This window comes from Variovorax sp. TLI9-5A, from assembly GCF_056867935.1.
On record NZ_CP200310.1, the window covers coordinates 4,350,442 to 4,374,550 of the forward strand.

Annotated in this window: 16 protein-coding genes, 1 pseudogene and 1 riboswitch; of the genes and pseudogenes, 9 read left to right on the forward strand and 8 right to left on the reverse strand. The window is 70.3% G+C overall.

All coding sequences use genetic code 11. From position 1 onward, the window contains the following. Positions 1–45 precede the first annotated feature (45 nt). The 8 genes from AC1VNX_RS20630 to AC1VNX_RS20665 all read left to right on the forward strand — a co-directional run bounded on the left by AC1VNX_RS20630 (position 46) and on the right by AC1VNX_RS20665 (position 11,549). Positions 46–3,237 carry a hypothetical protein gene (locus AC1VNX_RS20630; RefSeq protein WP_483158919.1) on the forward strand — a complete coding sequence of 1,064 codons (3,192 nt, stop codon included), beginning with the start codon at positions 46–48 and terminating at the stop codon, positions 3,235–3,237. Then, on the forward strand, positions 3,234–4,919 hold the full coding sequence (locus AC1VNX_RS20635) for an SWIM zinc finger family protein (protein WP_483158921.1): 1,686 nt from the start codon (positions 3,234–3,236) through the stop codon (positions 4,917–4,919). The genes AC1VNX_RS20630 and AC1VNX_RS20635 overlap by 4 nt, the downstream gene beginning before the upstream one ends. 278 nt (positions 4,920–5,197) lie before the next feature. Then, on the forward strand, positions 5,198–7,135 hold the full coding sequence (locus AC1VNX_RS20640; protein WP_483158923.1) for a reverse transcriptase family protein: 1,938 nt from the start codon (positions 5,198–5,200) through the stop codon (positions 7,133–7,135). A gap of 4 nt (positions 7,136–7,139) precedes the next feature. Further along, a complete protein-coding gene (locus AC1VNX_RS20645) occupies positions 7,140–7,703 on the forward strand; it encodes a GNAT family N-acetyltransferase (RefSeq protein WP_483158925.1) in 564 nt (187 codons plus the stop codon). 316 nt (positions 7,704–8,019) lie between these two features. Beyond that, complete coding sequence (locus AC1VNX_RS20650; protein ID WP_483158927.1) at positions 8,020–9,102, forward strand: GNAT family N-acetyltransferase; 1,083 nt, start codon at positions 8,020–8,022, stop codon at positions 9,100–9,102. Continuing rightward, the gene (locus AC1VNX_RS20655; RefSeq protein WP_483158929.1) at positions 9,099–9,956 is read left to right on the forward strand and encodes a PA4780 family RIO1-like protein kinase; all 858 of its coding nucleotides are present in this window, start codon (positions 9,099–9,101) and stop codon (positions 9,954–9,956) included. Before AC1VNX_RS20650 ends, AC1VNX_RS20655 begins: the two co-directional genes overlap by 4 nt. A gap of 36 nt (positions 9,957–9,992) precedes the next feature. After that, entirely contained in the window at positions 9,993–10,925 is a 933-nt protein-coding gene (locus AC1VNX_RS20660; protein ID WP_483158931.1) for an ABC transporter substrate-binding protein, read from the forward strand. Between the two features lie 96 nt (positions 10,926–11,021). Beyond that, on the forward strand, positions 11,022–11,549 hold the full coding sequence (locus tag AC1VNX_RS20665) for an SET domain-containing protein (RefSeq protein WP_483158933.1): 528 nt from the start codon (positions 11,022–11,024) through the stop codon (positions 11,547–11,549). Between the two features lie 104 nt (positions 11,550–11,653). Here the strand turns inward: AC1VNX_RS20665 and AC1VNX_RS20670 are convergent. The 8 genes and pseudogenes from AC1VNX_RS20670 to AC1VNX_RS20705 form a co-directional block, all read right to left on the reverse strand. Beyond that, positions 11,654–11,983, reverse strand: a pseudogene (locus tag AC1VNX_RS20670) (vWA domain-containing protein); the annotation flags it as partial. A gap of 191 nt (positions 11,984–12,174) precedes the next feature. Next, entirely contained in the window at positions 12,175–13,248 is a 1,074-nt protein-coding gene (locus AC1VNX_RS20675) for a magnesium chelatase ATPase subunit I (protein WP_483158935.1), read from the reverse strand. Next, positions 13,245–17,057, reverse strand: coding sequence for a cobaltochelatase subunit CobN (cobN, locus tag AC1VNX_RS20680; protein WP_483158937.1), 3,813 nt, complete (start codon positions 17,055–17,057; stop codon positions 13,245–13,247). The genes AC1VNX_RS20675 and cobN overlap by 4 nt, the downstream gene beginning before the upstream one ends. Positions 17,058–17,069: 12 nt before the next feature. Then, a complete protein-coding gene (cobW, locus tag AC1VNX_RS20685; RefSeq protein ID WP_483158939.1) occupies positions 17,070–18,140 on the reverse strand; it encodes a cobalamin biosynthesis protein CobW in 1,071 nt (356 codons plus the stop codon). Between the two features lie 132 nt (positions 18,141–18,272). Further along, positions 18,273–18,950 (reverse strand): energy-coupling factor ABC transporter permease, encoded by a 678-nt coding sequence (locus AC1VNX_RS20690; protein ID WP_483158941.1) that lies wholly within the window; start codon positions 18,948–18,950, stop codon positions 18,273–18,275. A gap of 73 nt (positions 18,951–19,023) precedes the next feature. Next, positions 19,024–20,562 (reverse strand): PepSY domain-containing protein, encoded by a 1,539-nt coding sequence (locus AC1VNX_RS20695; protein ID WP_483158943.1) that lies wholly within the window; start codon positions 20,560–20,562, stop codon positions 19,024–19,026. 22 nt (positions 20,563–20,584) lie between these two features. Further along, positions 20,585–22,777: a TonB-dependent receptor gene (locus AC1VNX_RS20700; protein ID WP_483158945.1), complete on the reverse strand. Its 2,193-nt coding sequence runs from the start codon at positions 22,775–22,777 to the stop codon at positions 20,585–20,587. Between the two features lie 132 nt (positions 22,778–22,909). Further along, a riboswitch (cobalamin riboswitch) is annotated at positions 22,910–23,211 on the reverse strand. A gap of 93 nt (positions 23,212–23,304) precedes the next feature. Beyond that, on the reverse strand, positions 23,305–23,529 hold the full coding sequence (locus AC1VNX_RS20705; protein ID WP_483158947.1) for a hypothetical protein: 225 nt from the start codon (positions 23,527–23,529) through the stop codon (positions 23,305–23,307). 152 nt (positions 23,530–23,681) lie between these two features. Here AC1VNX_RS20705 and AC1VNX_RS20710 point away from each other — a divergent pair, with 152 nt between their 5' ends. Continuing rightward, positions 23,682–24,086, forward strand: a complete 405-nt coding sequence (locus tag AC1VNX_RS20710; RefSeq protein WP_483158949.1) for a hypothetical protein — start codon at positions 23,682–23,684, stop codon at positions 24,084–24,086. Positions 24,087–24,109: the final 23 nt, after the last annotated feature.

A 24,109-nucleotide genomic window follows, 5' to 3' on the forward strand; every position in this document is an offset into this window, starting at 1 on the left:
AAGAAAGCAGCACAAGCACCAACCGAAGGCAGGGGAGGCCTCCGCGTGAAGCGCATTCGCTCAGAAAAATTGATCCGCACGAAGCCCGGCGTGGCAGGCGCCGCCGGCTTCAGCACCGTGGAACTGTTCGCCCTGCCGGAAGCCCCCGGCCATGTGGTGCACGTGAGCACCAGCCGCGACGGGCTGCAGTGGAAGGAAACGGTCTACACCCCGTCGCCGCTGCCCTTCGAGGCCGCCAGCACCGCCTTCGAGCATGCCGTTGCCGCGCAGATCGCCCAGGGCTATGTGCTCGAAGGCTCCGCCGTACCGGCTCCGGCGGCAACTCAACCCACCGCCGCCATCGCGCACCCCGGAGACGCCGTGCTGCTGGCAGCCATCCGTCCCGACGCATGGCGCCTGCTGCCCCCGGTGCGCCGCACCCGCGTGGTGTGGCGCATCGGCGAACGCCGGCTCGCGGCCGCCGTGCCGCAGCTCATCGACCACATCGAGACCGGCGAGCCGATGCTCGACTACTGCATCGCCTGGGCCATCGGCCGCTGCGGCGACGCTGGTGCCTTCGAGGCGATGCGCGAGCTGTCGAAGCGCGGCCGCACGCCGGTGGTCACGCGCGCCGCGCGCTGGGCCGCACTCGCACTCTGGCCGCAAGAGCAGCGCGCGGCCGAGGCGGCGCGCATCGTCGACGACTGGCCCGCGCCGCTGCGGCGCGCCTGGGCCGCGATGGGCGCAGTGCCCGTCGCGCAGGCCATGCCGCTGCTGCAGCAGCATCTGGCCGACCCGGCGCTATGGAACGGATTGAAGTACGCCGTCTGGGTCGAGCAGCTCTTCGACCTGTCGCTGCTCGAAGGCCGCTGCGCCGACGGGCTCGCGCATGCCGCGCTGCTCCAGATCGCGCCGACGCTGCAGCTCGCGGCCGGCAGCTTCCGCGCTTGGCGGCGCCTGTACAAGGGCGCGGAGTTCGCGGGTGACTACGCCCTGCTCGGCGTGCTGCACCAACGCCTGGAGACGCAGCGCGCAGCCTTCCGCACCGGCGGGCGCTGGGCGCAGGTCAACGGCCGCTATGTCGAGATCGCGAAGGAAATCGTGCGGCCCGACAGCCGCCTCGCCTACAGCCAGCGCACGCGCGACTACCTGCGCCGGCGCACGTGGCGCAACCTGCGCAGGCTCGCGCTGGCCGGCGCGGCCGACGAAGCCGACTGGCTGCGGCTCGCCATGGGCGTGCTGCTCGCGGCCGACGACGCCGAAGCCGGCACCGCAGGCCAGCAGCGCGAATCGCGCTGGACGCCCGAGCCCCGCAGCTGGCACACCGGCCCCTACAGCCGCTGGCTGGTGCTGATGCAGCTGCTGCACCGCCACGACCCCGAATGGGAAGCGCAGCGCGGCGGCCTGCAGTGGCGCCGCGGCACGCCGCTGCCCACGCAGCGCCTGAACCGCACCGAAGCCTGGCCCGAGCGCTGGGACCGCCATCCGCAGGCGCTGCTGCAGCTGATGCAGCAGGGCCGATGCGCGGCGGTGCATGCCTTCGCCGCCCGCGCGCTGCAGGACAACAAGCCCTTCTGCGAAGCGCTCGAAGCGCCGACGGTCTGGCGCCTGCTGGCCAGCACCTGGGACGACACGGCGCGCTTCGCGCTCGGCATCGCGCGCCAGCGCATCGCCGCGGGCGAAGCCGCCCTGCCCTGGCTGCCCGCGCTGCTGGGCTCGCCGCTGGCCGAGGCGCGCACGCTCGCGCTCGAATACATCGGGCAGGACCCGGGCCTCTACAGCCAGCAGGTCAACCTGCTGCTGATGCTGCTGACCTCGGCGCATGCCGAAGTGCGCCGCGCCTCGCGCCTGCTGCTGCAGGCCGCCGCGCCGAATCCTTCGACGCTCGATGCGCTGGCCTTGGAACTGCTCTCGTGGCTGTCGGCCTGCGATGCCGCGCAGCCCCAGCTCGACGCCATCTGCGAGAACCTGCAGTGGGCGCTGCAGGGCCTGTTGCGCACGGCTGCGGCCAAGGCGCCGCTCGACAGGCTGCTGGCGCTTTTCGATCATGCGAGCCCCGACGTCGTGCGCACCGCCGCCGAATGGCTACTGCTGCATCCGGCCTCGGTGCAGGGCCTGCCGGTGAGCGTGCTCACGCGGCTGCTGCAGTCCGACGACGAGCGGCTGCGCGGCGCCGGCGTGAGGCTCTTCACCTCGCTGCCCGACGAGTCGCTGGTCACCCAGCCCGAACTCTTCGCCGCCTTCTGCAGCAGCCCGATGCCGGTCGTGCGCGCCGCAGTCGCGCCGCGCCTGGCGCAACTGCTGCCCGCGCACCCGGCCTTCGCCGCCGCGCTGATGCCGCTGCTGCGCGACGAACTGTTCCGCGCCGAAGCCGCCGAGGGCGTGTTCGATTCGCTGCTGCAATGGCTGTGCGGCCCGCTGGCCGAGCACACGCGCCGTGGCGAGCCCGCCGTGACGCTGCGCCTGCTCGAAGCGCGCAGCAAGGGGGCGCAGCGCCTGGGCGCATGGCTGCTGCCGCAACAGGATGCGCTCGGCTTCAGCGTGCTGCAGACCGCGAGCCTCGGCTTGGTCGACACCGCCGCCGCGCGCCAGTGGGCCACCGAACAACTGGCCGCCAGGCCGGAACGCACGCTCGCCGAGCTCGGCGACGCGCTGCGCATCTTCGACAGCCGCTGGGACGACGCGCGCGACTGGGCGCGCCAGTGGTTCGGCGCCCAGGGCGAATCCAGCCTGTGGACGCCCGCGCTGCTCGTGCGCCTGTGCGACCACAAGGACGCGGGCGCCCAGCGCCTTGGCCGCGAACTGCTCACCACGCATTTCGACGTGACCGACGTCACCACCTACATGCTGCAGCTCAGCCAGCATCCCTCGCCGGGCATGCAGCTCTTCGTGACCAACTGGCTGGCCTCGGCCGCGAGCCGCAACGCCGACGTGCTCGCGCGGCTGGAGCCCTATTTCCTCAGCGTGCTCTCGCAGGCCAACCGGGGCCGGCTGGCCAAGGCGCGCGTCATGGAGTTCCTGGCCGCGCAGGCGATGCACTCGGAGGACATCGCACGCATCGTCGCGCGCGTATTCGCGCGGCAGGCCGTCACCGGCGCGATCACCGAGCGCGCCCAATACGTGGCCGGGCTGCGCAGCATCCAGGCCGCCTTCCCCGGGCTGGACAACCCCTTGCAGACCGCGCCGGTGCGTGCCGTTGCGCCGCGCCGCGCGCCGCCGCCCTCTTCCTCCGCCCTGACCGGAGGGCCCGCCGCATGAGATTCCAGTACCGCTACTTCGGCCATTCGGGCGCACAGCACACGGCCAACAGCACCGCGCTGCAGTTCGCGCCCGATACGCTGCGCGCGCCGGTGCACTTCGTCGCCGACATCAACCGCCACCTGCCGTTCCGCGAAGGCATGTCGGCGCTGCACGACGTGGTGGTGGGCGACCTGCGCTTCAAGCCGCGCGACAAGAGCGCGTACCTCGAGTGGCTGGCCGGGCAGGAAGGTGAGCTGCTCGCGCAGTTCATGGCGCGCAGCGACGCGCTGAAGGCGCAGATGGAGCCCATCAGCAAGGAGCTGGCCGAGCTGCGCAAGCGCAAGCAGACGCTGCTGCAGCCCTTCATGAGCGCGCAGAAGCGCTACTTCGACCACCTCTACAAGGTCAACCGCGAGGCGTGGTTCGTGCTCGACCCGGTCATCACGGTGCACCCCGACCGCGTGTTCTTCGAGTGCTTCAGCCAGGACGAGTCGAGCTACGGCATGTTCTCGTGCAGCCACGACATCTTCGACCGGGTGAGCGACCACGCCTATGGCACCACCAACGTCGACTATTCGGAGTCGCTGTACGACGAGTTCCAGAAGATCCGCGACTACAAGACGACCCGGCTGGCCATCGACCCCGGCGGCTTCCAGGTTCAGAGCGACAACGACCCGGCCTTCCACGAGCCCAAGATCGACGTGCCCGACAGCTGGGTGCGCGGCTTCCTGCAGGTGAGCAGCGCGATGCTGCTGCCCGCGCAGCGGCTGCAGCTTCACCCGATGGACATCCACAACATCTGCCTGGTGCTGCGCCGGCGCAAGGAACGCGTGGGGCCGCGCTCGCTGCGCTTCGTGCTGCGGCCGGGGCAGCCGGTGCGCATCGTGTTCGAGCCCTGGGACCACGAGCTGGTGTGTCCGCGCTCCACGCACAGCGCCACCTCCGACATCGACATCCGCGTGTGGGGCCGGCGCCGCCTGCTGCAGCTCGAGCGGCTGGTGCCGGTGGCGCAGGGCTTCACCGTGCACCTGCTGGGCACGGGCATGCCCAGCTTCTGGGTCGCGCAGATGCCCGACATGGAATTCACGCTCGGCCTCTCGGGCTGGACCGCCAACGACTGGTCGCGCAACGGCCACTTCGAGCTGCTGCAGCCGCGCCACACCGTCGACCAGGACAGCCTGCTGCGCGTGTTCGCGGCGCTGGGCGAGCGCTGGCGCGCCACCACGGCAGAGCTGGCTGCCGCCACCGGGCTTTCGACGCTCACGGTCGATGCCGCGCTCGGCGGCTACGTGCAGGCGGGCCGCGTGGTGTACGACATCGCGCACGGCGTGTGGCGGCTGCGCGAGCTCAGCCGCGAGCCACTGCCCATGGACAAGCTGCGCTACGCCAGCCCCGAGGAGGAAGCCGCGGCCGAGCTGGTGCGCGCGCGCCGCATCGTCAACGTGAAGACGCAGGCGCGCTCCGACGGCGGCCTCTCGCTCAGCGGCAAGAGCAAGGGCGCCTCCGGGCAACGCGAATGCATCGTGAGCCTGCAGCTCGACGCAGACCAGCGCGTGGCCTCGGGCGAATGCCAGTGCAGCCATTTCATTCGCCACCGCATGACCAAGGGGCCGTGCGAGCACATGCTCGCGCTGCGCCTGTCGGCCAACCCGGCAGCGACATCGACCGATCAGGAAAGGACCACCGCCCACATCGGCTGATACACTGCTTTTTGCGAACGGAGCGGGAAGGCTCTTGCAATCCGGTCGGCGTATCGCCGCCCTCGCACACAGCACTTCCCAAGCGTCACTGGACGTCTCTTCACTGTGCCGGATGGCCATGGTGACGCGACAACAGTGCGGCTTCCTCGAAGCTCATCGGCGTCACCATGGCCATCCGGCGTCGAGTGGAGCCCTCCAGTCCCGAGGCTCTTCGACGAGATTCCCGCTTCGTTCGCATCTTTCTCCCGCAGCAGTGCATCGGCCGGTGGCGCAGCGCCATGACCATGCAGTCTCCCGCCTCTTCTTCATCCTCCATTCCCGACTCGGCGCTCACCCGCGAGGAGCTGTACGAGCGCATCCGCAAGAGTTCCAAGCAGGAAGTCGTCCTCGAGGAAATGCAGCGCCTGGGCTTCTGGCCGCACGACACGGCGCAGCCCACGGTCGAGGAACAGCTGATCCGCCGCGAAGGCGAGCTGCAGACGGCGCTCTCCAGGCTCGGCGATGAGCTGCGCGGCATCGAGGACCGCGACCGGGCCCTGAAGACCATGCGCAAGGAGCGCATGGCCCGTGCCCGCGAGCGCCGCGAGGAAACCCGCCAGCGCGCCGCACAGGGCCGCCATGCGCGCGCCCTGGCATGGCATGAGCGGCGCCAGCGCGAGCTGCTGTACGTGGGCGACGGCGTCTCGGGCGGCCTCAACGAGGCGCACAGCGACAGCCAGGCGCTGGCGCGCAATGCCCTGCCCGTGCTGGACCACGCCGGCGATCTCGCGCAGGCCATGGGCATCGGCCTGGGCGAGCTGCGCTTTCTGGCTTGGCACCGCGAGGTGTCGAGCGTGAGCCACTACCAGCGCTTCACCATGCCCAAGAAGAGCGGCGGCGAGCGCCACATCTCCGCGCCCATGCCGCGGCTGAAGCGCGCGCAGTACTGGGTGCTCGACAACATCCTCGCGAAGATGCCGGTGCACGAGGCCGCGCATGGCTTCATGCCGGGCCGCTCGATCCTCACCAACGCCGCGCCGCACGTGGGTCGCGACGTGGTCATCAACCTCGACCTGAAGGACTTCTTCCCCTCCATCGGCATGCGCCGCGTGCGCGGCGTGTTCCGCCAGCTCGGCTATTCGTCGCAGGTGGCGAGCCTGCTGGCGCTGGTGTGCACCGAGGCGCCGACCGACGAGGTGCAGCTCGACGGCAGCCGCTACTTCGTCGCGCACGGTGAGCGCGTGCTGCCGCAGGGCGCGCCCACCAGCCCGATGATCACCAACCTGCTGTGCCGCCGGCTCGACGCACGACTGGCTGCGAGCGCGGCGAAGCTGGGCTTCCGCTACACGCGCTACGCGGACGACCTGACCTTTTCCGCCGGCCCCGAGCACAGCCGCGACACCGCCAAGCTGCTGTGGCGCGTGAAGCAGATCGTGGCCAGCGAGGGCCTCACGCTGCACCCCGACAAGCAACAGGTGATGCGCAAGCACCGCCAGCAGCATGTGACGGGCATCGTCGTCAACGACAAGCTCTCGGTCGACCGCGACACCCTGCGGCGCTTCCGCGCGGTGCTGCACCAGGCCGAGCGCCACGGTCCGCAGGGCCTGCAATGGAACGGCAACAGCGACGTGATCGGCGCGCTGCGGGGCTATGCGAACTTCATTGCGATGACCGACGCGGCGCGCGGCGAGCCGTATCTGCAGCGTGTTCGCGCGCTGGCGGCGAAGCACGAAGGCAGCGCCGCGCCGAAGACGCAGACGTCACAACGCAAACTTGGTGCGGGCGAATTCCGCAAGCAGTCCGCCGCAGGCAAGGCGCCCTGGCCGGCGTGGTGGCAGCCGGCAGAGGCGGCCGCACCGGTGCTGGAGAAAACCGCCGAGCAGATCGCGGAAGAAAAGAAGGCGCAGCGCGAAGCGGCACGCCCGCAACCGGTAGCGGCCAGCCCGGCGCCGGCGCGCGCACCCGCCGCGGCGCAGCCTGCAGCCGGGCCGGCGGCCCCGGCTGCGAAACAGGCACCGGGCGCCCTCTCTCAGATCGGCTGGGTCGCCAGCATGATGCTGCAGGCCCTCTACGTCGTCAGCGTCTTCCTCTCGGGAACCAGCCCGCTGATCTGGCTGATGACGGGCGGCGTCGCCATCGGCAACTTCGTGCAGCGCAAGTCGGGCTGGCTGCGCTTCATCGTGGCGATCTTCATATCGTCGGCGCTGGCCTCCCTCGTCCACAGCATGAAGAACTGAGGGCATGTCCAGGGCCGACGCACCGATCACGCTGCGCCGGCTCCTGCGTGCCGACTTCGCGATGCTGTCGCGCTGGCTCAGTGAGCCGCACGTGGCACGCTGGTGGAACCACGAGACATCGCAGGAAGCCATCGAGCGCGACTTCGGCCCGTCGGTGGACGGGACCGATCCGGCCGAGATCTACATCGCCTCCGCCGAAGGCCGCGACTTCGGCCTCGTGCAGCGCTACACCTTCGAGGACAACCCCGGCTACATCGACGAGCTCTCGCCGCTCGCGGAAGTGCCGGGCCCGGCGCTGAGCATCGACTACTTCGTCGGCGAGCCCGATGCGCTGCGGCGTGGCCTGGGCGCGGCGATGATCCGCACGCTGGTCGATGCCACATGGCGCGACTACCCCGCTGCACCCTGCATCGTGGTGCCTGTGTCGGCCGCCAATGCAGCCTCTTCTCGCGTGCTGGAGCGCGCCGGTTTCCATCGCGTGGCCGAAGGTCCGCTCACGCCCGACAACCCGATCGACGGCACCGCGCATTTCGTCTATCGCATCGATCGCCCCCGCATCGCGCGATGACCGGCGCGTTCGCCAGAACCACGCGGCACTTCACAGCACGCGACAAGCCCGCTACATTCGTCGCTTCGACAACCACGCAGCAAAGGAGGTACGAGATGGAAAACGCCGTAATTCATGCCCCCCATATCGTGCGGTTTGTCGGGCCTCATCTGAACTGATCGTTCAACAGCAAGCGCCGACCGCCTGGCCGGTCGGCCCTGGCGGCCACCCTCACCGGCCGCAGCGCCCCCGAACCGCCCCGATTCAATCAAGACGCCGCCGCAGGCACGCCAGTGCCTGCGGTGCCCCGTTCATTTGTCGAATCAAGGCAGCAACCATGCTTGAAAACCGTGCCGCGAACGCGCGGCATACCGTGACAACAGTGTTCGATCCCCAGCGCGCGAGCGAAGCCGACTGGGCCAACTTCCTCCGCTACTGGCGAGTGCGCGCCGAGGAAGACTTTCCCGGCGACCCCGTCGCCCCCGATGCCGATACCCGGCACAACGTGCTGCGCTTCAATCCGCTGTACGAGTTCCACCGTGTGCTGGCCTTGGGCGCGGATGGCGAGTTCATCGGCAGCCTCAGCGCGAGCTTCCGCCGCGAGGGCACGCCCGAGCACGAGGCCTTCGCGCCCTTCCTCGAAACCTGGGGCGGCGTGCTGCGCCCGCACCGGCGTCAGGGCGTGGCGAGCGCCCTGCTTCACGCGCTGCTGCAGTTGATGGAGGCGCGTGGCAAGACCGTCGCGACCGTCAAGACCCACCTGCCCGAGGGCCACGCCTTCCTGCAGGCCATCGGCGCCGCGCAGAAGCACCGCAGCATCGAGAACCGCATGTACTTCGCGGATCTCGACTGGCGCGAGCTCGCCCGCTGGCAGGCCGAAGGCTTCGCGCCCGCCCACGGACTGCGCGCTGAGGTGCATGCGGGCCGTGTGCCGATGGAGCGCCTGGCGACGCTGATGGCGCCGCTCTCCACGCTGCTGAGCGATGCGCCCACCACGCTGCTCGACCGCCCACCGCTGCGCTACGAGCTGGAAGACTTCCCACACTGGTACGCCGACATGGACCGGCGCGGCGGCGATCACTTCCTGGTTCTGCTGCTCGACGGCGAAGAAGTGATCGCGGTGTGCGATGCCGCCTGGAACTGGCAATTCCCCGACCGCATGCACCAGCGGCTCACCGCCGTCGACAGACGATGGCGCGGCAAGGGCCTCGCCAAGGGCGTGAAGGCCGCGATGCTGCGGCTCGTGCAAGAGCGTCACCCCGAAGTGACGATGGCCTACACCCACAACGCCGAGGTCAACGCGCCGATGCTTTCCATCAACCACCGGCTCGGCTACACGGAGTACAGGCGCGACGGCTTCTACCAGCTGGGCACCGGGACCTTGCGGACCTATCTCTCCGGCCGGGAGGTGCGCCCATGAAGGTGCCCGAACGGCTCCAGGCGCTGGTCGATGAAGGCCTGATCGACTCCGTGGTGCGCCAGCTCATGAGCGGCAAGGAAGCCATGGTCTACGTCGTGCGCTGCGGCGAGGAGACGCGCTGTGCCAAGGTCTACAAGGAGGCCGACAAGCGCAGCTTCCGCCAGGCCGTGGACTACACCGAGAACCGGCGCGTGAAGAACAGCCGCGAGACGCGCGCCATGGCCAAGGGCACGCGCTTCGGCCGGCGCGTGACCGAAGCCATATGGCAGAGCGCCGAGGTCGATGCGCTCTACCGCCTCGCTGCCGCCGGCGTGCGCGTGCCCGCGCCGCACAACTTCCTCGAAGGCGTGCTGCTGATGGATCTGGTGACGGACGCCCAAGGTGACGCCGCCCCGCGCCTGGGCGACGTGGCCTTCCCGCCCCGCGACGCGCTGCGCCACCACGCCAGCCTGCTGAGGGAGGTGGTGCGGATGCTGTGCGCCGGCATCGTGCACGGCGACCTCTCGGAATTCAACGTGCTGCTGGCAGAAGACGGGCCCGTGATCATCGACCTGCCGCAAGCGGTGGACGCGGCTGGCAACAACCACGCCCAGCGCATGCTGCTGCGCGACGTGGCCAACCTGCGCAACTTCTTCGGCCGCTTCGCGCCCGCGCTGCTGGAGACGAACTACGGCGAGGAGATCTGGCACCTCTACGAGCGCGGCCAGTTGCGCCCCGAGACGGAGCTGACAGGCCGCTTCGCGCAGGCGAGCGGCCCGGTGGACATGCGCGGCCTGATGCGCGAGGTGTACGACGCGCGCGCCGAAGAAGAAGCGGCGCGGCGCTTCCGCCTGCGCACGCCGCGACGACAATAGCCGGCGCGCCGACGATGCCCGTTCTGTTCCGTTCCGATGAACTCCTCCACCCTGCAGCCGCCCCCGTTTTTCCCCTCCATCACCGCCCGCCAGGTCGCGAAGGCCGCCGCCTTCGTGGCCCTGGGCCTCGGCGCCGCGGCATCTCACGGCGCCGGCATCCGGCTGGAGGACGACCGCGGCACCACGGTCGAGCTGCAGGCGCCGGCAAAGCGCATCGTGTCGCTGATGCCCTCGCTGACCGAGACCGTCTGCGCCCTCGACGCCTGCGACCGGCTGGTGGGCATCGACCGCCATGCCAACTGGCCGGCCTCGGTGAAGGGGCTGCCGCAGGTGGGAGGCATCGACGACGCGAACGTCGAACGCATCCTCGCGCTCAAGCCCGACCTGGTGCTGCTGCGTCCGCGCAGCCGCGCCGCAGAGCCGCTGGAGCGCCTGGGCCTGAAGGTGCTGGCGCTCGACGCCAAGACCCACGCCGACATGCGCCGCGTGATGGAGACCGTGGCCCGCGCCACCGGCCGCCCCGGCGCAGGCGAAGCCTACTGGCGCAAGCTCGACGCCGGGCTGGATGCAGCCAGGGCCCGCGTGCCGGCCGCCTGGCAGGGTCGGCGCGTGTACTTCGAAGTGCATGGCGGCATGGCCGCGGCCAGCGAAAGCTCCTTCATCGGCGAGACGCTGGCCCGCCTCGGGCTCGGCAATGCCGTGCCGGGCACGCTGGGCCCCTTCCCGAAGATGAGCCCCGAGTTCGTGGTGCGTGCCAACCCCGACGTGCTGATGGTCTCGGCCCTCGGCGAAATATCCGCCATGGCCTCGCGGCCCGGCTGGTCGGCCATGTCCGCCATCCAGCGTGGCCGGGTGTGCAGCTTCGCCTCGGCGCGCTTCGACCTGATGATGCGCCCCGGCCCACGGCTCGACGAGGCGGCCGATGCGATCGTGGGCTGCCTGGCGTCCCTTGGCGAACCCAAGCCCTGAACAGATGCCTGTCATCCGCCGGATCGAAACAGCGTTGACACTCCAGCGGCAAGACAACGCCAACAACAACGCGCCAGACGGCCCCTCCTCCCCTCCATGAAGCACCACAAGCGAACCTCGTCCACTCCCTTCGTCCGTGTCGGCCCCAGCGGCGTGCACGGCCTCGGCGCCTTCGCCACGCGCGACCTGCCGCCCGAAGCCTTCCTCGGCCTCTACGAAGGCCGCCGCTACACCAAGGCCGAGATCGCCACCAAGGTCTGGGACGACCAGCTCACCTACCTGTTCACGCTGTCGAATCACGAAACCATCGACGGCGCCAAGGGCGGCAACGCCACCCGCCATCTGAATCACTCGTGCGAGCCGAACTGCGAGGCGGTGGAGGAATACGACGAGGGCGGCGAGCTGGTGCTCAAGTTCCAGACGCTGGTGGCGGTGGACGCGGGCGACGAGCTGTTCATCGACTATTCGCTCACCGCGGACGATGGCTCGCCGCCGTCGAAGTACCCCTGCCATTGCGGCTCGCCGAACTGCAGGGGGACGATGCTGGCGCCGCCTGAGGAAGCGCCAGCCGAAGCAGCACCGGCTGACGTGCAGCCCGCCTGGGCGCCATCCGCCGCGAGATAGCGCGCATCCCAGCTTTCGGCCAGCCGCCTCGCGCGGTGCAACGGCAATCGCGCCGCCTCGAAATCGACCACGCACACCACATCGGCCGACTCGGGCCGCTCGGGGCTTTCGCTGCTGCGGCCATCGGTCAGCAGCCACAGCCAGTTCTGCCGGGTTCCGCTCTTCGCAAGCAGTTGGTCGGCGCGCCGCACGCCCAGCGCCAACGGCGTGCCTCCGCCGGCCGCGATCGGAGCGATCCAGTCGTCGTTCCAGGCGCTGGCGCGGCGTGGCGGCAGGCGCAATTCGGCGATTTCACCGGCGAAGCACAGCAGCGCGACATGGTCGCGGCGCTGATAGGCCTCCTGCATGAGTGCCAGCAGCAGGCCCTTGGCGCGGGCAAGGTTGCCGTCGTTGCGCATCGAGGCCGAGCAGTCGAGCAGGAAGCAATGGAGCACGCCGCTGCGAGCTTCCCGAGGACGATTGCGCAGATGCTCGGCGCGCAGCCGGTCGGCGCCGCGCGCGGCAAAGGTGCGCGGCCAGTCGAAGGCCGAGCCCTGCGTCGCGGTCCCATGCCATGCGTCCCTTTGCGAGCCCTGCCTCCGGTCGCCCTGGCGTGCGCCAGCGGGCGGTGTGGCGTGCCGGAGGCTCAGGCTTTTTTTGGGGCGGCCTGCTGCTGCTGGCGCGAGTCGATCAGCGGGCGCAGCGGCTTCACGCGCTCGATGCCGACGGGCTCGGGGGGCATGGCGCCCCAATCGCCGTCGTCCGCGCTGCTTTGCCCACCCGCATCGCCACCGGTCTTGCTACCCGCGTCGGACGGCGCAGTCCGAGGAGCGGGTGCGTCGGCCTCAGGCTTGCGCCGGTGCAACAGCACGGCCTCCGCCACCCGCTTTACGTGGTCCGGCGTCATGGCCGCAACACCTTCCCAGGCCGCGAGGGCGCGGGCCGAGCGCAGCATCACGAGGTCGGCACGCAGCCCGTCGACGGCTGCGGCGATGCACATTTCGCTCACCGCTTCGTGCACCGCATCGGTATACGGCAGCGCCGACGCATCGGCCACGAGCGCGCGTGCGCGGACCAGCGCCGACGAAAGCTCACCCTGCGCCCGCGCATGCCTGTCGCGAAAACCCTGCGGATCGGCATCGAAAGCCAGCCGCGCGCGGACGATGGCCTGCCGCTCGGCCGGGTCGTCGATGTTGCGCAGCTGCACGCACAGGCCGAAGCGGTCGAGCAGCTGCGGGCGCAGCGTGCCCTCTTCCGGATTCATGGTGCCCACGAGCACGAAGCGCGCGGCATGGCGGTGCGAGATGCCGTCGCGCTCCACCACGTTGACGCCGCTGGCAGCGGCGTCGAGCAGCGAATCGATCAGTGCGTCGGGCAGCAGATTGATCTCGTCCACGTAGAGCACGCCGCCGTGCGCGCGCGCCAGCAGGCCGGGTGCGAACTGGAGTTCGTGGCCCGCCATCGCGCGGCCCAGGTCCAGCGTGCCGACCAGGCTTTCGAGGCTCGCGCCCAGCGGCAGCGTGACGAAGGGCGCGTCGGGCAGCAGCTCGGCGAGCGCGCGCGCCGCGGTGGTCTTGGCTGTGCCGCGCGGTCCTTCGATCAGCACGCCGCCCAGGCCGGGATCGACAGCGGCAAGCAGCAGCGCCTGCCGCAGATGCGGCTGCCCCGCTATCGCGGAAAAAGGAAAAGGCGCCGGCATGGCGGCGGCGGTGGTCGTCATCGGAGGCTTCCTTCCATCCGCTGCTCGTGGTCGAGCAGCAGGTTTTCGAGCCGGGCGCGGTAGTCGCCGGGCGATTGCCAGAGGCCGCGCTGCATGGCCTCGAGCAGGCGGCTGAGCATGTCGTGCAGCGCGCGCGGGTTGTGTTCATTCACGAAGTCGCGGGTGGCGTCGTCGAGCACGTAGGCATCGGCCACCATCGCGTACTGGTGGTCGCCGACCACGCGCGCGGTGGCGTCGAAGCCGAACAGGTAGTCCACCGTCGCGGCCATCTCGAAGGCGCCCTTGTAGCCGTGGCGCTTCACGCCGTCGATCCACTTGGGGTTGACCACGCGCGAGCGCACCACGCGGCCGATTTCTTCCTTCAGCGTGCGCACGCGCGGCGCCTGCGGGTTGCCGTGGTCGCCGTGGTACATGGCGGGCTGGCGGCCGCTCAGGTGGCGCACGGCGGCGGCCATGCCGCCCTGGAACTGGTAGTAGTCGTTGGAGTCGAGCAGGTCGTGCTCGCGGCTGTCCTGGTTCTGCATGACGACGGTCATCGCGCGCAGCCGGCGCTTCAGCGCGTCGGCCGCCGGCACGCCGTCGCTGCCCTGCCCGTAGGCATGGGCGCTGCCACCGACGTAGGCCTTCGACAGGTCGTCGTCGGTCTGCCAGCTGCCATGGTCGAAGAGCGGCTGCAGGCCGCTGCCGTAGCTGCCGGGCGCCGAGCCGAACACGCGCCAGCCGGCCTGCGTGCGTGCTGCCTCGGGCGCCATGCCCTGCGCCTGCAGCGCGGCGGCCTCGCGCAGGATGCGCGCGCGGATCGGGTTGCGCTCGGCGTCTTCGTCTTCCTGCGCGGCCACGGCCTGCACGGCAGCATCGAACATCTGCACGGCGTTCGGAAAGGCATCGCGGAAGAAGCCCGAGATGCGCAGCGTGACGTCGATGCGCGGACGCCCGAGCCCGACCGTGGGCAGCACCTCGAAATCGACCACGCGCTGGCTGCCCGGCGCCCATTTCGGCCGTACGCCGATCAGCGCGAAAGCCTGCGCCAGGTCGTCGCCGCCGGTGCGCATGGTGGCGGTGCCCCAGACCGACAGGCCCATCGCCGCCGGATAGTCGCCGTGCTCCTGCAGATGCCGCTCGACCAGTTGCGCGGCCGACTTGAGGCCCAGCATCCAGGCCGTGGGCGTGGGAATGGCGCGGGTGTCGACGGCATAGAAGTTGCGGCCGGTGGGCAGCACGTCGGGCCGGCCGCGCGAGGGAGAACCGCTCGGCCCCGGCGGCACGAAGCGGCCCTGCAGGGCGCGGGAGAGCTGGTGCAGCTCCTGCGCGCCGCAGGCGTCGAGCGCGGGGGCCAGGCTTTGTGCGATGCGGCTCATCACGGCTGCTGTCTTCGGCAACCCGGGCGGACATTCGCCCGCTTCGAGCAGGCGCTGCGCGAGCAGCTCCAGCCGCTCGCGTGTGTCGCCCTGGTGCCGCCATGCCTCGGTGCTCACCGACTGCAGCAGCGCGGGGCGCGCGCCCTGCCATGGGCGGGCCGCGTCGATGTCGAGCGGATCGAAGGCGTCGTCGGGCAGCAGGTCTTGCGAGAGCGCTCCGAGCAGCCCGGCATTCGCGCCCGCGCCGTCGGCGGCCGGATAGCGCGCCAGCGCCAGCAGCGTGTCGCGGCGCAACCGCCCGTCCGGCGAAGCGCCGAACACGTGCAGCCCGTCGCGGATCTGCGTTTCCTTCAGTTCGCAGAGGTAGGCGTCCACGCGCGCGAGCACGGCGTCGTCTTCCTCCGGGCCGGGCATGCCCAGCTCCTCGACCAGATGCTGGGCGCGAACGGCAGCAAGGATCTGCGCGCGCAGCACCTTCGCACGGCGTGCGTCGACCAGCAGCGCGTCGTAGTACTCGTCGACCTGCCGCTCCAGGTCCTGCATCGGGCCGTGGTTCTCTGCGCGCGTGAGCGGCGGCATCAGGTGGTCGACGATGACCGCCTGCGTGCGCCGCTTGGCCTGCGCGCCCTCGCCCGGGTCGTTGACGATGAACGGGTACACGTTCGGCAGCGGCCCGAGGATCGCGTCGGGCCAGCAGGCCTGCGACAGCGCGATGCTCTTTCCCGGCAGCCATTCGAGGTTGCCGTGCTTGCCCACGTGCACCACCGCATCGATCGCGAAAGCCTCGCGCAGCCAGAAATAGAAGGCCAGGTAGCTGTGCGGCGGCACCAGCTCGGCGTCGTGATAGCTCGCGTAGTCGGCGGCGCCCAGGCTGCCGAGCGCACGCGCGGGCTGGATGCCGACGAACACGCGGCCCAGGCGCAGGCCCGCGATCATGAAGCGGCCGTTGCGCAGCATCGGGTCCTGCTCGGGCGTGCCCCAGCGGGCATCGATGGCGGCCGCCATGCCCTCGGGCAGGCGCGTCAGGCACGCCCGGTAGTCGGCCAGCGCGAAGCTCTGCCACGCAGGACGCGCGGCCCACTGCGACGGGTCGTTGGCGATGCCTTCCTGCAGCCTGCGCATCAGCGCATCGCCATCGGCGGGCATCGCGCCGGGATCGCCCAGCGCATAGCCGTCGGCTGCCATGGCGTGCAGGATCGCCATCACCGAGGCCGGCGTGTCCAGCCCCACGCCGCTGCCGATGCGGCCTTCACTGCCGGGGTAGTTGGCGAGGATCAGCGCGATGCGTTTCTCGTCCGCGCGCAGGCTGCGCAGCCTGCACCAGCGCCGCGCCAGTTCGGCCACGAAAGCGATGCGGTCGGGCTCGGGCTGGTAGTTGACGACCTCGGTCTGCGTGAGCTCGCAGCGGTGCGACAGGCCCTTGAAGCTCACGGCCCGCGTGACGATGCGGCCGTCCATCTCGGGCAGCGCGATCTGCATCGCGATGTCGCGCGGGCGCAGGCCCTGGCTGTCGGCCAGCCAGTCCTCGCGGTTGCCACCGCTCACGATCACTTGGAGGACGGGGGCGTCGCCGGCCAACTCCACATCCTCGCCCTGGCCGCCCTGCCCCAGCGCCGCGAAGGCCGTGGTGTTGAGCACGAGCTGCACGTCGTGCTCCGCGCACAGCTCGCGCAGCGTGGACAGGCACAGCAGGTCCTTGAGCGAATCGAGCGCGACAGGCAGCGGGTTCAGACCGTGCGCGGTCAGCGCCGCCGCCAGCGCATCGAAGGCCGCCGTATTGCCCGACAGCAGGTGCGACCGGTAGAACACCAGCGCCACCACCGGCGCGCCCGCATGCCAGCCGGCGCGCAGGTCGTCGATGCCGGCCACCGTGTGCGCCGCTCCCACGCCGCCCGGCACGTGCAGCGCCACCTGCGGCAGGCTGCGCGGCGGCAGCGGGGCTTCGCCGTGGCCCAGGCCGTGGAAGGCGACCGCGCGCAGGAACTGCATCGCATTGCCCGCCCCGCCGCTGCGCATGTACTGCCAGAGCTGGCGACTCACCGCGCGCGACAACGTGCCGCGCGCGAGCAGGTCTTCGTCTTCCTGCAGATCGCCGGAAAACATCGCGAGCTGCTGGCCCTTGCGCCTGGCCAGTTTTTCGAGCTGCTGCAGCCCGTAGGCCCAGGCCGATTCGGCGCCCAGGTGGTCGACCACCACCACGCGCGCATGCTGCAGCACTTCGTCGACGTAGAGGTCGAGCGATGCCGGCTGGCGCAGGTACATGAGGTTGGCCAGCCGCAGCGACGGATAGCCGGGGTCGATGGCCGCCAGTGCCGTGCGCGCGGCGGCGAGCAGCGCGAGCGTGGTGTCGGCCGAGCTGAGCACCACGATGTCGCCCGGCGTCTGGTCGAGACGGGTGACGACGCTGTCGTCCTCGACGAAGCGTCCGGGCTGGGTGCTCAGCAGGTGCATGCGCTCAGGGCGTCAGGCCGTGGCGACGGCGCCCGCCTCTTCGAGCGCCTTGCGCAGCGCGCTTTCGTCCAGGTCTTCGCCGATGAACACCAGCCGCGTGCGCTGCGCCTCGCCGTCGCGCCAGCGGCGGTCGAAGTGGTGGTCGAAGCGGCGGCCCACGCCCTGCACCAGCAGGCGCATCGGCTTGCCCGGAACGGCGACGAAGCCCTTCACCCGGTAGATGGTGTGCTGCTCGACCAGCTTGCCGAGCACGGCCAGGAGGCTGTCGCGGTCCACGGGCGGCAGCTCGATCACGAGCGAGTCGAACTCGTCGTGGTCGTGGTCTTCCTCGTGGTCGTGATGGCTCTCGCGCAGGTGGATGGTGGCCTCGGCCGCGCGGCCCTGGCCCAGCAGCAGCGCGAGCGGCAGCTTGCCCTCGCTGGCGGCGACGATCTTCACCTCTGGCGGAAGCTCCTCGCGCACCAGCGCCTCGACCCTGGCGCGCGCCGCGTCGTCCATCAGGTCGGTCTTGTTGAGCACCACGAGGTCGGCGGCCGAGAGCTGGTCTTCGAAGAGCTCGTGCAGCGGCGACTCGTGGTCGAGGTTGGGGTCGGCACGGCGGGCTTCGTCGACGGCCTGCGGGTTCTCGGCGAACTGGCCCGAGGCGGCGGCCGGGCCGTCGACCACGGTGATGACCGAATCGACGGTGAAGATGTTGGCGATGTCCGGCCACTGGAAGGCCTGCACCAGCGGCTTGGGCAGCGCGAGGCCGGAGGTTTCGATGAGCACCGCGTCGAGTTCGCCGCGCCGTTCGGCCAGTTGCAGCATCACCGGCAGGAACTCTTCCTGCACGGTGCAGCAGACGCAGCCGTTGGCCAGCTCGTACAGCGCGCCCTCGCGCTCGTTGCCCTCGTCGTCGCAGCCGATGCCGCAGCCGCGCAGGATCTCCCCGTCGATGCCGAGCTCGCCGAACTCGTTGACGATCACCGCGATGCGGCGGCCCTCGGCATGGCCGAGGATGTGGCGCAGCAGCGTGGTCTTGCCGCTGCCGAGGAAGCCCGTGACGATGGTGACGGGGATCTTGGCGTTGCTTGCTTGTGTCATGGGAGAAGGTCTTTCAGGCGCCGCCGGCGATGGCGGCGCGATGGATGAGCGGCAGACGGGCGCCCGGCGGCGCACTGTCGAAGTGGGCCGCGGCGCTCTCGGGGAAAAGGAAGCGCGTGCGAGAAGCGTGGATCAGACGCCGCCGTACAGGCGACGCTCGACGAGGGCGGTGCCCTGCAGACGGCGCCATGCCTTCGCGGCAGCCAGCACGCCGAGGTCGACCAGCGGCTCGACCAGCACGACCGTCATGTAGGCGGCGCCGAAGCTGGCGATCTGGCCCAGGTTCTCTACGCCGCTGCCGCGGCCGTACAGCGCCCAGAAGCCGACCCACACCACGATGCCGCCCTGGTAGGCCAGCGAGAGCTTGAAGGCCTGCTGGTAGCCGATATCCACATAGGCCAGCTTCTCGGGAATGATCCTGCGCGCCAGCACTGCCGTGGCGAACAGCGGCACCAGCAGCGTGGTGACGTTCATGCCGTACTGCGGGATGTCCTGCGGCTCGAAGAAGAGGCCCTGTATGAGCAGCCCGCCCGCCAGCCCGATGGCCGCCGGCGCGAGCCCGAACACCAGCAACAGCGTGGTGCCCAGGATCAGGTGCACCTCGGACACGCCCACCGGATGGTGCGGGAACACTTCGAAGAAGCAGAACACCAGCGCCACGGCGATGGCGGAGCGAAGCACCAGCGCGGCGGGCCCGTCCTTCATGAGCATCTGGAACGCGACCTTGCCGGTGTAGGCAAGCGCGGCTGCCGCCGTCGCGTAGCTGAGGAATATCTTGGATCCGTCGACTAGACCTGGTTCGATGTGCATCGAGCACCTCCTGAAATGCACCGCGGTGCGAAAGTTGATTGTTGGTGGATAGGCAGGCTCACGCAAGCCCCGTTCATGAACGCCGCGGCTCATGCCACGCGCCCGGCACGGCCGCCGGCTTCGGCTTTCGCCGCAGCCGGCGCCAGCCGATCACGACGCCGCTGGCCGAGGCCACGGCGCCGACAATGGAAAGCAGCCACACCACGAGATCCCAGGCCGGCCGGTATTGGATGAGCCAGGGAAAGTCGAGGCTGTGCGCCGCGTTGAAGAGCCAGCGGCGCAGGCGCGAATTGCCGTCGTTGCTGCCGGCCACCTGGCCGCTGGCCGGGTCGATGTAGATCCGGCTGCGCGCCGGGTCGTCGAACTGCAGGCGCCACACGGGCACGATGCGCTCGCGGTGGTGGCCGTACCAGTGGAAGTCTTCCCGGGTCTGGAGCACGGCTTCGGTGATGTTCGAGCCAGGGCGCAGGCGGGCGGCAGCGCGCAGGATGTCGTCCTGCGCGACGGTAGCCGGTTCGCCGGTGACTGCATCGATCACGCGCACCCGCGCTTTCGCATCACGCAGCTGCAGCAGCGGCCTGCCGTCGAACCACAGCAGCGCGGCCTCGCGCGGCGCATCGGCACCCTCGCCTGCCGGCAGCGCTGCCGGCGGCCAGGGGAACGGCGACTTGCCGGCGCCCGTGTAGCTCGCCGTCGCTGCCGCATCGCCCGCGCCGCGCTGGAACCAGCCATTGGGGTTCATCGACAGCCAGCCGCTGACGATCCAGGTCAGCACGAAGAAGCCGCCGATCAGCCCCGCGATGTGGTGCCATGCCATCCAGCCGCTGTAGGGCGTGACCGCGCCGTTGCGGAAGCGCCGCCTCAGGCGCACCCGCAGGATCCCGATGACGATGCCCGTCACCGCCGAGACGATGCAGGCGGCCGACAGCCACACCACCACGTCGTGCCACAGCGGCGGATCGGCGCGCAGCGGCGTGAAGTAGATCCAGTGCGGCACCGAGCCCAGCCAGTTCCAGAAGCGCTCGGAACGCGTGGTGTCGCGCACCACCTCGCCGTTGCGCTGCGACACGTAGAGCTCGGTGCCCGCCGCGTCGCCGACCTCGATGCGGTGCAGCGGACGCAGCGGGTTCAGGCCCTGAGGCACGGTCCACTGGTCGCGCTCCAGCGTCTCGGCCCAGCGGGCGCCGGCATGGCCGGAGAAGTCGCGCGCGATGGCCTCGGCCTGCGCGGCATCGACCGGGCCGGGTACGCGGCCGTCGCGCGCCGAGACCGTGTGCCGACCGCCGCGCGCATCGACGATGCGCCAGACGGGGCCGGCGTTGTTTCCGCCCTGCATCTCCAGCACCATGCGCCGCGGAGGCTGGGCGCGCGCCTCCTTCGGCAGTGCTTCGAGCGCGGCCGACGGCGACACCACCGCCTGCCCGAAGCGCAGCGGCGAGAGCCCCGCGAGGCGCTCCTCGTCCGTGAGGTTCGGATACCCCACGTACATCATCACCACGCCCGAGACGAACCACATGACGAACAGCAGGCAGCCGCCGATGCCCAGCCACCGGTGCGTCCAGTAGAGCCAGTGGCGGATGCGCGGCCAGGCGCGGCGCCATGCGGAGGTCATGCGTTCGTCCTGCCCGCGTTCATCAGAAGCTGACCAGCGCCGACAGCTCGAAGGAGCGCGGACGCCCCAGCAGCCACTGGTTGCCGCCGTTCGAGAACGACACCGGGTAGCGCCGGTCGGCCAGGTTGTAGGCGCGCAGCGCGAGCTTGAGCGACGGGTTCGCCTGCCAGCTCACGCCCGCATCGGCCACGGTGTAGGAGCCGATCTTGCGCGAGTTGGCCGAGTCGACCTGGCGCGGGCCCACGTAGCGCAGGCCGACATCGGCCTCCCACTGCGGCAGGAAGCGCCAGGTGAGCCAGAGGTTGGCGGCCTCCTCGGGCACGCCGGTGGGCGTGTTGCCCGCGCGCGAGACCAGCTTGCCGCTGACCACTTCGTTGAAGTCGTCATAGCGCGCGCGCAGCTTGGCGACATTGGCTTCCAGCCGCAGCGTGGAGGTCAGCGCCAGATCCAGCGTGGCCTCGATGCCTTCCGAAGACTGCCTGCCGACCTGCTGGGTGACGGTGGGATCGATGGCGTCGCGCGAGAGCAGCTTGTTCTTCTCGATGCGGTAGGCCGCCACTGTCCATGCGCCGCGGTTGTCCGCGAGCTGGCGCTTGTAGCCGACCTCGACCTGCCTGCCGGTGCTCAGGTCGAAGGCCGCCTGCGAGGCCGAGGTGGTCACCAGCGAGCCCAGCGGATCGGCCGCGCGCGCCACCTGCGCATAGAACGACTGCGAGGCATCGGGCGCGTAGACCACGCCGAGGCGGCCGGTGGCGTATTCGAAGGTCTTGCCGAAGTTGTTGGCGGCGTTCTGCAGGTCTGCGCGCGCGATCTTCGCGTGGTCCCAGCGCAGGCTGCCCACCAGCGACCACTGCTGGTTGAAGGCCAGCTTGTCCTCGGCGAAGAAGGCGTAGGTGCTGGTCTTGGTCTTGTAGCGCGGCGTATAGGCCACCGGGGAGACGTAGTAGCCGGGGCTGAAGACGAAGGGATCGACCACCGAACGGCCGCCGTAGGGCGAGTCGTTGGTGTGCAAGAAGTCGATGCGGTTCACGTCGAAGCCCACCAGCACCTGGTTGGCGAGGCCGAACATTCCGTGCCTGAAGGTGGCGTCGGTGCGGTTGCCGATCTGCTCCTGGTCGTGGCCGATCTCCAGGTAGTCGCCGCGCGTCACGCGCCGGGTGGTGGCGCTGTAGCTGTAGGTTTCGCTGTTGCGCCAGTGGCGTTTGCTCTCCAGCCGGTAGAGCTGGTTGCGCACCGTCACGGCGTCGCTGGGCGTCCACTGGGCATCGAGGCGGGTCCACTTGTCGCGGTACTTGATCTCGGCGTCGTCCACGTTGTAGTTCTGGCGCAGGGTCTGGCTGCCGAGGCGGCCGTCGATCAGCGGCACGCCGTAGTAGCGCTGTGGCGACTGGCGGCCCTCGTCGTGCGAGAGCGTGAACTGCAGCTGCGGCGACACGTCCAGGCGCACTGCCGCGCTCACGGCCAGGCTCTCGGCCTCGCCGCGCTGCATGAAGCCGTCGGTGTTGCGCTGGCTGATGTCGAAGCGGTAGGAGAGCCTGTCGTTGATCGCCCCGCCGCTGCCGAAGGCGACCTGGCGGGTGGCGTCGGAGCCGGCGGAAACCAGCGCCTCGTTGCGGATCGGGCCGCGCGTGGGCTTCTTGGGCACCACGTTGATCGCGCCGCCGATGGCGCCCTCGCCGTACATCACCGAGGCCGCGCCGCGCAGCACCTCGATGCGGTCGGCCGACCAGGTGTCGAAGGGAAAGGTGACGGTGCCAGCGCCGGCGTACAGGCGCGTGCCGTCGAAGAGCTGCATCACCGAGCCGTGGCCGAGGAAGCCGCGCGCCGCCAGCGCGGTGCCGCCGTTGCCCGGGCCGGGCGAGCCGGTGATGCCGGTGGTGCGGGTGACGGCGTCGATCACCGAGACATCGCCGCGCGCGCGGATGGTGTCGCCCGTCAGCACCTCGACGCTGGCCGGCGTCTCAAGCGGCGTGAGGCCGAGGCGGCTGCCGGTCTGCGTGGGCTCGTCGATGGCCAGCGGCGCGTGCCGCCCGGCGTCGACCTGGATCGGCTTGAGCGTCTGGCCGTCGGGCGTCTGCGCGAAGACCGTCGCACAGGGGCCCAGGGCGAGCCCCCAACCCAGTGAAAGACTCGAAAGACCCGAAAACCGCGCCCAGCGCCTCAGCCGCTGCGGCGACGCTCTCCTGCGATCGCTCCCTTGCGATGCATGCCCCATGAAACTTCTCCTCCGGCCTGCGTCCCCGCAGGCTCCTGCTCGATGAAGGACGCGGCGGGAGGGGCGAAAGGGCTGCGGCGGCCCGCGGCGGGCGCGGTAGGCGGCTGGCCCGGACACGCACTCCCGCAGCGTCCGAAGGCGGTTGCGAAGGCCGGTATCCGGGCTTGCGGAGTGCCGCTGCGTGTTCTGTCTTGAATCACGCCGTGGCGGAAGCCCTCGCCTTCCCACGCCGAAGCGCAGTGGCTGCCCGTGCCGATGGAGGAGGCACGAGCCCGAGGGTTTCCAGATCCGCTGACCGTTGCGGGGGCAGCGCAGGAATCGACGCGTCCATCGATCTCCAGAGAGGAGAACGACGGCGCGGCTCACCTGCTTCCCGTTTAACCCCGTCGCCATCGATGAGATGGCGTGCGGGGCACCTTCGAACCGTGTTGTCCGGCGCCGCGATCAATGAAAACTGCCGCGCCGCAACGGCGGGATTATAGGTAGCGCCCCTTGAGAGCCCTGGCCGGGAGGCCTTGCGCCGGGCCTCAGGAGCCCGGCTTGCCGTCGGGCCCGAACAGCCGCCGCATCATGGCCACGCCCGCCACCAGCGCGTTCGAGTAGGTGGCATAGGGCTCGTGGGCCGCCTCCAGCGGCACGTAGACATGGGTGGTGTCGCCGGGGGCGCCGTCCACGGCCTCCATCAGCACCCAGTAGAACTCGCCCGCCTCCAGCTCGTGGACGGTGAGTGCGATGTTCCTGGGAGAAGGCATGAGGCGAGGATGACGGTGCTTGCTGACTGCTGAATGATTGAACAGGCGACGGAGGCGGGCGGTTGACAGAGCTTTAGGGGTTCTCCTACAGAGCAGCGCCCAGGCGCAACCTAATGTTGTATTCAGGGACTTCCACAAGAACAGGAGGCAGCATGAAGCATTTCACTCTTGAACCCCGCATGCGCTCGAGCATCGGTGGCGCCTTCTACCCGACCGGCTACTCGCTGGTGATGTTCCCGAGCGCGGAGGACGCGGACCGCATCGGCCACCGGCTGATCGAAAAGGGCGTGAGCGGCGACGAGGTCTACCTGCTCCCCGCCGAAACCGTGCTCAGCGAAATCGTGCCCACGGTGAAGATCGCCGACGATCCGCTGCCGTCCGCCGGCACCGACGCGGCCACCGTGCGCGCCTTCGCCAAGCTGGCGCGCGAGGGCCACACGGGCCTGCTGGTCAGGACCAAGGACGGCGCCGCGGCCGAACAGATGATGGAGCTGGTGCGCACCGTGCCCTACTCCATCGCCCAGCGCTACCGCACGCTGGTGATCGAGGATCTCTGAGCCGGGCCTCCCGGTCCGGACTT

Coding starts and splice junctions, on each gene's coding strand:
- AC1VNX_RS20635 (WP_483158921.1), top strand. CDS start 3,234: ATGAGATTCCAGTACCGCTACTTCGGCCATTCGGGCGCACAGCACACG.
- AC1VNX_RS20640 (WP_483158923.1), top strand. CDS start 5,198: ATGACCATGCAGTCTCCCGCCTCTTCTTCATCCTCCATTCCCGACTCG.
- AC1VNX_RS20645 (WP_483158925.1), top strand. CDS start 7,140: ATGTCCAGGGCCGACGCACCGATCACGCTGCGCCGGCTCCTGCGTGCC.
- AC1VNX_RS20650 (WP_483158927.1), top strand. CDS start 8,020: ATGCTTGAAAACCGTGCCGCGAACGCGCGGCATACCGTGACAACAGTG.
- AC1VNX_RS20655 (WP_483158929.1), top strand. CDS start 9,099: ATGAAGGTGCCCGAACGGCTCCAGGCGCTGGTCGATGAAGGCCTGATC.
- AC1VNX_RS20660 (WP_483158931.1), top strand. CDS start 9,993: ATGAACTCCTCCACCCTGCAGCCGCCCCCGTTTTTCCCCTCCATCACC.
- AC1VNX_RS20665 (WP_483158933.1), top strand. CDS start 11,022: ATGAAGCACCACAAGCGAACCTCGTCCACTCCCTTCGTCCGTGTCGGC.
- AC1VNX_RS20675 (WP_483158935.1), bottom strand. CDS start 13,248: ATGACGACCACCGCCGCCGCCATGCCGGCGCCTTTTCCTTTTTCCGCG.
- cobN (WP_483158937.1), bottom strand. CDS start 17,057: ATGCACCTGCTGAGCACCCAGCCCGGACGCTTCGTCGAGGACGACAGC.
- cobW (WP_483158939.1), bottom strand. CDS start 18,140: ATGACACAAGCAAGCAACGCCAAGATCCCCGTCACCATCGTCACGGGC.
- AC1VNX_RS20690 (WP_483158941.1), bottom strand. CDS start 18,950: ATGCACATCGAACCAGGTCTAGTCGACGGATCCAAGATATTCCTCAGC.
- AC1VNX_RS20695 (WP_483158943.1), bottom strand. CDS start 20,562: ATGACCTCCGCATGGCGCCGCGCCTGGCCGCGCATCCGCCACTGGCTC.
- AC1VNX_RS20700 (WP_483158945.1), bottom strand. CDS start 22,777: ATGGGGCATGCATCGCAAGGGAGCGATCGCAGGAGAGCGTCGCCGCAG.
- AC1VNX_RS20705 (WP_483158947.1), bottom strand. CDS start 23,529: ATGCCTTCTCCCAGGAACATCGCACTCACCGTCCACGAGCTGGAGGCG.
- AC1VNX_RS20710 (WP_483158949.1), top strand. CDS start 23,682: ATGAAGCATTTCACTCTTGAACCCCGCATGCGCTCGAGCATCGGTGGC.